The following is an 8,557-nucleotide window of genomic DNA, read 5'->3' on the forward strand; positions in this document are numbered from 1 at the left end:
TGCGCTTTCATCTCGGATATAGAATAACCGAGGATTCCCGCTTTAAATCCTAAAATTGTATCCGTTATAGTTCTGTTTGTAACATTTTGTAAAATCATATACTGAAGTTTTTTCTACTTCATCTATGAATAATTCGCATCCATCCGGACAGGAAGGCGAGAATAACTTGTTTATGCTTTTGAATCTATCCAAGTGGATTACTTTTACATTGCTAAAATCTGCATAACGGCTGATGTAGGAAATAGCATCTCCAATATAAATCTCAGGCGCATTTGGATTGATATTTGCAAGTACAGAACCCGCCATGACTATTGGCTCTTTATAACTTGGCATAACGAATAGCGAACCAGCAAAGGCCTTGTCCTCAATATAATCAATCTTATTGCTATTCACTACTGTCGTAGACATACATCCAGAAAACGCATATCCATTAATCTGATTTACATTTTTAAGGTCTATGACGCTTCCAGGCTTTTGACAAAACGTATTATATAAAGTGTACTTATCTTGTGTACTGGAATGTCTGTGCATAAGCAGCGGACCACTCTGGAAACGTGTATTCTCAGATGTTACCATCTGTACATTTGGAAACATCTCGTTCGCAATCTCAATACTACAGATAGACGGCTTAATCTTTATCTCTTTAACGTCTGGAAACTGTTTCAATACTGATTTGAGATACACACATTGATACTGTCCACCGAATTCATTTTCAGCAGAAAAGGTTATCGTCTCAACTCCATCAGGAATATCGATGTCAACAATAGCTCCACCATGACCATCAAAATATAACGTGGCTCCGTCTTCCGTTTCCATAGCATAGTATTTCATTTTTAGCTTCCTTTCTTTTTTTATTTTATTTGTTCTTACATCTTTAATATGGCAAAAAAAATAGAATAAAAAAATAAGCAACCTTATTTTCAGTCATTTGTGGATTTGGCATATTATCAACGTAAACCATAAATACACAAAGAAAGGAATTAAAAAAATCATGAAAAAAACAATCATTGCAATAACAGGAAGAACAGCAGCAGGAAAAAGCGTTGTCGCAAAAAAAATGGCTGAGAGATTAGGGCTGAAAGTTCTGCAGTCATACACGACAAGACAGCCAAGACCTGATGAACTGGCAGATATGGAACATTCAGACCATATTTTCATCTCCAACGAAGAGTATAACAAACTGCAGGATATCGCCGCTGAAACTGAAATTAACGGTTGTCGGTATTGCACCACAGTTGAGGTCTTAAACCAGTGCGATTTTTATGTGATTGACCCAGATGGCATTGATTACTTAAAAAAAGAACACGGAAAAGAGTTTCATATTGTGCAGTTTTACATCTACGCTAATGACGAAATCAGGAAAGAACGGTTCCTGCAGCGTGGGAATACAGAGAGCGATTTTGAATCGAGAAATGCTGATGAATCAAAACAGTTTAATGCATACGAACAGAACCACAAGTACGATATCATTATCTACAATAACAGAGATATTGATTATGCATTAAATATGATGGAGCCTTATATCAAAATCATCCTGGAAGACAGACTGAAAGAAATTGAGGCGAAAAAGAACGGGACTTGGGTAGAACCGCAGGTTGAAAAATCCGAATCTGACAAATCTGAAGAAAAACCTGAAGAAGACGACGAAGCCCTTTCTGCTGAAGCGGAAGATGGTGCATTAAACAAGGGCCCTTCAGCTGTCAGTATGGAATCTGTCGACAAAGAAGAGTTAGAAACAGAGCAGAAAGAGACAAATGACCCGTTTAGCCTTGACGAGGATTCAGAGGACGTCTTAGATATCTTTGACAATAAAGGTTCAGACACTGAAAACAGTTCCGCAGAAGAAGACCTGGAGACAGAACCAGAAGCGAGAAAAAACGACGAAGAGGATAAATTACCGAAGACAGACGATGGTAATTTAGACCCATTCAGCCTTGACGATACTGACTTCGATGATTCTCCAGTAAATCTGGACCAGTTACCGGGTTCCGAGCTGGATAGTGCTATGAACATGGCAAGCGATACAGATAACGAGACAAAATCATCCGAATCGGAGCCGCCTATTGAAGTAAAAATGTCAGAGGATTCTGATAACGAATGTAAACGAACAGAAGGAGTGTCAGCGAACACTGACATTTATGACGAAGAGGATGAAGAGGATGCGATTCTTCTTGATTAATTTTAATCTGGTAACGAAGGCGTTAAGCCTGAGTTATCAATTTTAATCTGGTACCGGCTCCGGCAAAGCCGGGGAGGTATCAAGGATACGGGATGACGGGTAAACCGTCATCCTTTTTTTTGTGCGATATATGCCCGATGGTACCGCGCTTGTCAGCGGCAAAAGCCGTACTGCGCTCAGCTTGACGGCTTCGCTTGACATTTGCTGCGCAAATTGGTACCGAGCCGATGCGGCGAGCGGCGAGGTATCGAAGTTGGCCACGGTTTTCCCGTCTGTCGATAAAATCCACAAAAAAAGTTTTAAAAAAAATGTTCTCTTTTTTGTTTTATTTAGCATATTGAAACTGTCAGCAAAAAGACGGGCTGACATGGGGCCCTGAAATGCCGCCAGATATGACGGAAAAACAGTTCAGGGATGACATTACGAGAATGGATACATTCAGCCACATAGAGGAATCTTTTGTAATATGGCATTTGGTTTTACCAATTCGCACGCAAAAAAAATATATAAAACCAAAATTTAAACAAAAAAAACAGCAAAAAAAAGGATGTGAAATGAGAAAAAGTGCTGCCATGGTTACCGTGTGGTTATAAAATAAATTACATATTGAGAAGTCATGTCTACCAAGACTGCATATCTATTCTTTACGCTGTATCTTTTTTGATACTGAAGGCTGTTTCTGTTCGACGGCTGAAGAACTTGATTCTGCGAAAAGAGTTGATGTGTGATGCGAACGAGACTTTAAAAACGTTAAGTGAACGGCCGAGCCCGAACAGTCGGCGGGGCTGTGTTAATGAAAATCTTACATTGATATAGTCCAAAGGGGTTAAGGAGTGCTGCAAGACCTCTGCCTAAGGGTTGGATTACAACGACCTAGAAGCGTAGCTTTGAAAAGGGCGATGCTCATACTTTTTCTTGTCTGGAAAAAATATGGTTAAAAGTAGAGCACGGGGGAGTTCATGGAATAAGCATGAATGCCCGGGGTGACCATGTAAAGTATAGAAGTATACGCCATGTTGAATAGATTAACATATTTAGCCTGGTTGGGTAGCCAAGACGGATGATATGAGCGAAAGCAAAGGTGTGAGGGCCGGGAAATGCTATCTGGTGGATTTGACCCGCAACCTATTCACGGAGCAGATAGATTTAGCCACACCAGGATGAGGTGAGAGCCTCTGAAATGTCATTGTAATATTATAAAAACACTGCTGAAAGCGACATGAAAGAACAAGCGTTACATCAATTTACAAGAAAGAAATAAGAAAAAAAATTGGCAAAATAAATATAAGAAAAACAGATTGATGTACAGTAGACCGTAAGCAGAACGTATTATAATATTTGGGTTGTCCTACGGGGCAGCCGGCTATTAAGATTACATGAAGCGAAACGACTGACGACCGACGACCTATTCGGAATGTTATTAGTTAAGCAGAATGGCATAGTTTCTTTCTTAAAGCATAGCAGATTTAGTCTGTTTTGCCGCATAAGGAGAAGCTATGCCAATTCGCTCAACTCCCTCCTCTCTCTGACCTGCATAGTTGGCATCCTCTAATTTATAGACAAAGCCAAAAAATCTTGGCATACGAAAATTCATTGAGCAAATACCGCGAATGTTTGTAAATCACCAGTAGATAATGAACATACGGAAATTCGCGGTGTTTTGCGGACTTGGCTGGCCAAAAAAGCAGAGATTTTCGTATGCTAAGATTTTTTTAGCCATGCCAAGAAAATTTAAATAATAGCAGCCGTACATAATTTTCTTGGCTTGGCTACACACATATATACTATATATATAAGATATTTGTTCCTTCTGTCTGAGATAAAGAGAGAGGAGAGAGTGAGGGGACACGATATATTCGTCTTGTGCTAACATACGTTACACAAGATTTTTTTTCGCGAAAATATGAATGTATAGCAAAATATGATATACTGATTGTAAGAGAATACGAAATACTATATAAGAAATAGGAGAGACTTGCGCATGAATATAGATATGCTTTGGGATGAGAATCCTGTTAATGTAACCGCTGAGGCGAATTTTATTTGGGGTATTGCCAATAAGCTCCGTGGCTCTTATATGCCGGATAAGTATGGCGATGTTATCATTCCGATGGTAATCATCAGGAGATTCGAGTGTACACTGGAAAAGACAAAGCAGGCTGTTGTTGGTATGTTTGAAAAGATGCCGACATATCCATACAAAGCCATGTGTAAGATTTCCGGATTTCAGTTCTACAATACCAGCCAATTTGATTTAAGAGAACTGTGTAACGATGCGGACAACATTGCAAAGAATTTCAATGCATATGTTGCAGGATTTTCTGATAACGTTAAAGATATCCTGAATGAATTGGAGATTGAGAAACATATTGAGAAAATGGATAAGGATGGCTGCCTATTCTCCGTTGTGAAGGCGTTCTCTGAACTTGACCTCAACCCGGAAACTTATGACAGTATTAAAATGGGGTATATCTTTGAGAATCTGATTGGCAGATTTTATCAGAATGTAGATGCAGGACAGTTTTATACGGGCAGGGATATTATCAAATTGCTATGTTCTGTCTTACTGTCAGAAGGCTGTGATGACATTTTTGATGACAAGAAAATCATTACTGTATGTGACCAGGCCTGCGGTACTGGCGGCATGCTCTCCACTGCATTTACATATCTGAAGCACTATAATCCTTCAGCAGACGTAAGATTGTTTGGCCAGGAGTTTATGGGGCCGTCCTATGCAGTCGGTAAGGCTGAAATGCTCATCAAAGGGCAGAATGCTGAAAACTTTAAGCATACAGACACATTGAAGAATGACTGCTTTCCGGATACAAAAATGCGGTTTCTGATTGAAAATCCACCGTTTGGCACTCCGTGGAGCGGAGATAATGCGAAACAAGGTCAGGAAAGTGCAGTTAAAGCGGAATTTGCAAAAGATGGCAGTAGATGGGGAGCAGGGCTCCCGGCTGGAAGCGATTCTCAGTTATTGTTCTTACAGTCAGCAGTCGCAAAGATGGATGACTATGTTGGACGTGCGGCAATCATTTCTAACGGTTCTCCGTTGTTTACCGGCGGGACTACGTCAGGCGAATCACAGATTAGACGCTGGCTGCTGGAAAATGACCTGGTTGAGGCGATTATTCAGATGCCGAATGATTTGTTTTACAATACCGGCATCAGCAGTTTTTGTTGGATTCTGTCTAAGAGCAAACGCCCGGAGCGTATCGGCAAGATTCAGCTGATTGATGCTTCAGGTATCTGTCATAAGTTAAGGAAGCCGCTTGGAAGCAAGAAGAACGAGTTTACGCCGGAAGACCGCAAGGTTATCACGAAATTGTATTGTGATTTTGGGGAAAATGAGTTCTCTAAGATTTACAACAACACAGAATTTATTTACCGTGAATATACCGTAATGCAGCCTCTGCAGAGGCGGTATGAAATTACAGACGAAAGCATTGAGCGCTTGATGCAAAGCGGCGTGCTGTCAAAGCTCTACGACGAAGCAAAAGTCCTTGAGCTGGAAGAAAAAGGCGAAAATATGACAGCAAAAGAAAAAACAAAATTAGAAGCCTTTAAGAAATCCAAACCTCAGTACGACAGCATCCTTGATGCATTAAATGCAGCAAAATCAGAAGAAAAGTATATGTCGCCAGAAACCTTTTTACCGGTAATCAATAAGGTTCTGCCTGACGTTGATTTAAAACTTGTTGACAAGATTGCTGATGCTTTATCTGTAATGGACAAAAATGCTGAAATACAGAGAGAAAAGAAAGGCAAAAATAAAGGCGAAATCATTTACGACAAAGACACCAAAGACACTGAGATTGTAAAATATGACGAGGACATTGAAGATTATATGGCGCGTGAGGTGCTGCCACATATCCCGGATGCCAAGTGGTTCTTTGAAGAAAACCTGGCAGCGAAGAAGCCGGTAATCAAGACTGGCGCGGAAATACCGTTCACACGATGCTTCTACAAATACCAGAAGCAGGCAAAATCAGAAGATGTTGCGGCAAGGATGGCGGCGCTTGTGAAAGAAGCCGGAGAGATTGAAAAAAGACTTTTCGGGTGAAGAGAAAGAGAGAAGGGGCTGCCCGCCCCCTATACCCTAGCAAGGGATTTCATCCATTAACCCAGAGCAAAAACTGCGTTTTTGCAGGCTGACGGTAAAAACAAACGAAGAAGTAAGCGATAAACAAGGAGACGTTTAACATATATGGAAGGAAAAACCAGCGAAAAAAAAGAAAGAAAAATGCGCGATTCCGGGATTCCGTGGATTGGTGAAGTACCGGAGGGATGGGAGTTTTCAAAAATTAAGTATCATTGCACGATGAAGAGTGGAGATAATATAACAGCATTAGATATAAGCGATAATGGCGAATATCCTGTTTATGGCGGAAATGGACTGCGAGGATTTTATAAAATCTATAATAAAAATGGCAATCATATTTTGATTGGGCGACAAGGCGCTTTAGCAGGAAATGTTCATTTAGTCAATGGAAAATTCTGGGCAACTGACCATGCAGTTGTTGTAACTCTAAAAAATGATGTATTTATAAATTATTTTTTTAGAATGCTTGAATCTATGGACCTTAATCAATATGCTTTTGATACTGCAGCGCAACCTGGGCTGAGTGTGTCTCGTATTATGAATTTAAATATAGCATTACCAAATCTGGAGGAACAACACCGCATTGCCGATTTCCTTGACTCTAAATGCTCCGAAATTGACACCCTTATTGAAAATCTCCGTGCCCGCATGGAATCTGCAAAAGAATACAAAAAAGCAGCTATAACAGAAGCAGTGACGAAGGGGCTTAACAAAGATGCGAAGATGAAGGATTCCGGAATTGAATGGATTGGGGAGATACCGGAGGGGTGGAAGGTCGCAAAAGCAAAATATTGTATTGAAATCCAAAATGGGAGTGACCCCCATTTAGAAGGCAATATTCCGGTTTATGGAAGCGGAGCAAAAAGTTTTAAGACATGTGGTGAATATAAAAATGGACCAACAGTATTAATTGGCAGAAAGGGAGCTACATTACATATTCCACATTATATTGTCGGAAAATTTTGGAATGTTGATACTGCGTTTAATGTTTATACGAAACCACATTATTTATTAAAATACTATTATTATTGTGCTGTTTCATTTGATTATAAATCGTATATTTCACAAACAACACTCCCGAGCATGACGCAGACCAATTACGAAAACATGGTGCTTCCTATGCCAAGCATGTTAGAACAACAGCAAATTGTTTCTTTCCTTGACTCCAAATGCTCCGAAATTGACGCTCTTTTACAGAACTACGAAGACCAAATCGCAACACTGGCAGAGTATAAAAAATCATTGATTTATGAATATGTAACCGGTAAGAAAGAAGTACCGGCAGCGTAGATATCGCAGCCGAAAGATATGCCTGCCAAAGAGGGGCGGCCTTGTGCAGAAAAACGAGCGAAGCGAGTTTTTAGGCAGGTCAAGACCGGCCTCGCCCCGCATCTCCATTCTGCCTTCAAGAAAGAAGTGCCGGTAAAATAGTTTTTCTGCATATTAATACCAGTGGTTATTTGATTATATTTTGCAGTAACAAACCGCACAAGTAGTCGAATTGCCCAAAAAAATATTGGAGGAAAAGAACGTTTATGCGTTCCATATTGACGATGAAAAGAAAATCTTTTAATATGGAAAAACTATTATCTATTCAAAATCATTATATGAATAATCCTAGCCAAGACATGGTAGAGGAATTAAACTCAACAGAAGAAGAACTAAAAAAAGATGTAAAAGATTTTGATTCAATAGATTCACCAGATGGATATAGAAGGATGTTTAAAAATGGCAAAAGTTGATTGTAATAAAATTCCGTATGCGAAAGCTCAAAGAGAAATTAAAGCATTATTGAATTCCATTCGGTCTTATTTTAAAAGCGAGTATAATATGGATGTAAGGGTAGCAATAGATTATGGAATGGATGTTAACCTGGCAAAGTCGTCAACTGGCTTAAAAACAAAGCCAAGTATCGTAATTGGCATGAAAAATGCAAGAGCAAAGTCTTTATTTTACATAGACAGAGTTAATTATACAACTGCAATAGTCAACATTTTTCATGAAATGCGACATTTGGAGAATAAATTTAATGGTTTTATCGGATGCTGCCATAAAAAAGAAGACGATGTATACATTGCTTTATCATATATGGCGCAGCAGGGGAATATCGGATATTACAGCTGTAATTACTACAATAATCCATATGAAATAGACGCGGAATACAATGGAGTGAACTACTCGGCAATTAAATTACTGAGCATCTGATGTGCGGAGCCTGGGCCCCGTAGATTCAGGGTGGGTCCATACCACCACTACTGTTTTTTACGCAGCTA

The 8,557-nt window shown here is 39.6% G+C and carries 8 protein-coding genes; 6 read left to right on the forward strand and 2 right to left on the reverse strand.

What is annotated here, in order from left to right:
- Positions 1-42 precede the first annotated feature (42 nt).
- Entirely contained in the window at positions 43-831 is a 789-nt protein-coding gene (locus LI091_RS17855) for a hypothetical protein (RefSeq protein WP_265191422.1), read from the reverse strand.
- Between the two features lie 160 nt (positions 832-991).
- Here LI091_RS17855 and LI091_RS17860 point away from each other — a divergent pair, with 160 nt between their 5' ends.
- A complete protein-coding gene (locus tag LI091_RS17860) occupies positions 992-2,179 on the forward strand; it encodes an AAA family ATPase (RefSeq protein ID WP_195657116.1) in 1,188 nt (395 codons plus the stop codon).
- Positions 2,180-2,559: 380 nt separating this feature from the next.
- On the forward strand, positions 2,560-2,772 hold the full coding sequence (locus tag LI091_RS17865) for a hypothetical protein (protein ID WP_265191423.1): 213 nt from the start codon (positions 2,560-2,562) through the stop codon (positions 2,770-2,772).
- Positions 2,773-3,629: 857 nt separating this feature from the next.
- On the opposite strand, the gene LI091_RS17870 is transcribed toward LI091_RS17865, so the two are convergent.
- Positions 3,630-3,761 carry a hypothetical protein gene (locus LI091_RS17870; RefSeq protein ID WP_265191424.1) on the reverse strand — a complete coding sequence of 44 codons (132 nt, stop codon included), beginning with the start codon at positions 3,759-3,761 and terminating at the stop codon, positions 3,630-3,632.
- Between the two features lie 399 nt (positions 3,762-4,160).
- Here LI091_RS17870 and LI091_RS17875 point away from each other — a divergent pair, with 399 nt between their 5' ends.
- The 4 genes from LI091_RS17875 (at position 4,161) to LI091_RS17890 (ending at position 8,489) form a co-directional block, all read left to right on the forward strand.
- On the forward strand, positions 4,161-6,245 hold the full coding sequence (locus LI091_RS17875) for a type I restriction-modification system subunit M (RefSeq protein WP_173734543.1): 2,085 nt from the start codon (positions 4,161-4,163) through the stop codon (positions 6,243-6,245).
- A 144-nt stretch (positions 6,246-6,389) separates the two neighbouring features.
- Entirely contained in the window at positions 6,390-7,574 is a 1,185-nt protein-coding gene (locus LI091_RS17880) for a restriction endonuclease subunit S (RefSeq protein WP_173734542.1), read from the forward strand.
- Between the two features lie 284 nt (positions 7,575-7,858).
- Positions 7,859-8,026, forward strand: coding sequence for a hypothetical protein (locus LI091_RS17885; RefSeq protein ID WP_173734541.1), 168 nt, complete (start codon positions 7,859-7,861; stop codon positions 8,024-8,026).
- Complete coding sequence (locus LI091_RS17890; protein ID WP_173734540.1) at positions 8,013-8,489, forward strand: hypothetical protein; 477 nt, start codon at positions 8,013-8,015, stop codon at positions 8,487-8,489. The genes LI091_RS17885 and LI091_RS17890 overlap by 14 nt, the downstream gene beginning before the upstream one ends.
- Positions 8,490-8,557: the final 68 nt, after the last annotated feature.

The organism is Blautia sp. MSK20_18 (genome assembly GCF_020553125.1).
In the GTDB taxonomy this organism is placed as follows: Bacteria; Bacillota; Clostridia; order Lachnospirales; family Lachnospiraceae; genus Blautia_A; species Blautia_A fusiformis.

What these genes read in the sequence shown, in the direction of transcription:
- LI091_RS17855 (WP_265191422.1), bottom strand. Translation starts at nt 831, where the DNA reads ATGAAATACTATGCTATGGAAACGGAAGACGGAGCCACGTTATATTTT.
- LI091_RS17860 (WP_195657116.1), top strand. Translation starts at nt 992, where the DNA reads ATGAAAAAAACAATCATTGCAATAACAGGAAGAACAGCAGCAGGAAAA.
- LI091_RS17865 (WP_265191423.1), top strand. Translation starts at nt 2,560, where the DNA reads ATGCCGCCAGATATGACGGAAAAACAGTTCAGGGATGACATTACGAGA.
- LI091_RS17870 (WP_265191424.1), bottom strand. Translation starts at nt 3,761, where the DNA reads ATGCCAAGATTTTTTGGCTTTGTCTATAAATTAGAGGATGCCAACTAT.
- LI091_RS17875 (WP_173734543.1), top strand. Translation starts at nt 4,161, where the DNA reads ATGAATATAGATATGCTTTGGGATGAGAATCCTGTTAATGTAACCGCT.
- LI091_RS17880 (WP_173734542.1), top strand. Translation starts at nt 6,390, where the DNA reads ATGGAAGGAAAAACCAGCGAAAAAAAAGAAAGAAAAATGCGCGATTCC.
- LI091_RS17885 (WP_173734541.1), top strand. Translation starts at nt 7,859, where the DNA reads ATGGAAAAACTATTATCTATTCAAAATCATTATATGAATAATCCTAGC.
- LI091_RS17890 (WP_173734540.1), top strand. Translation starts at nt 8,013, where the DNA reads ATGGCAAAAGTTGATTGTAATAAAATTCCGTATGCGAAAGCTCAAAGA.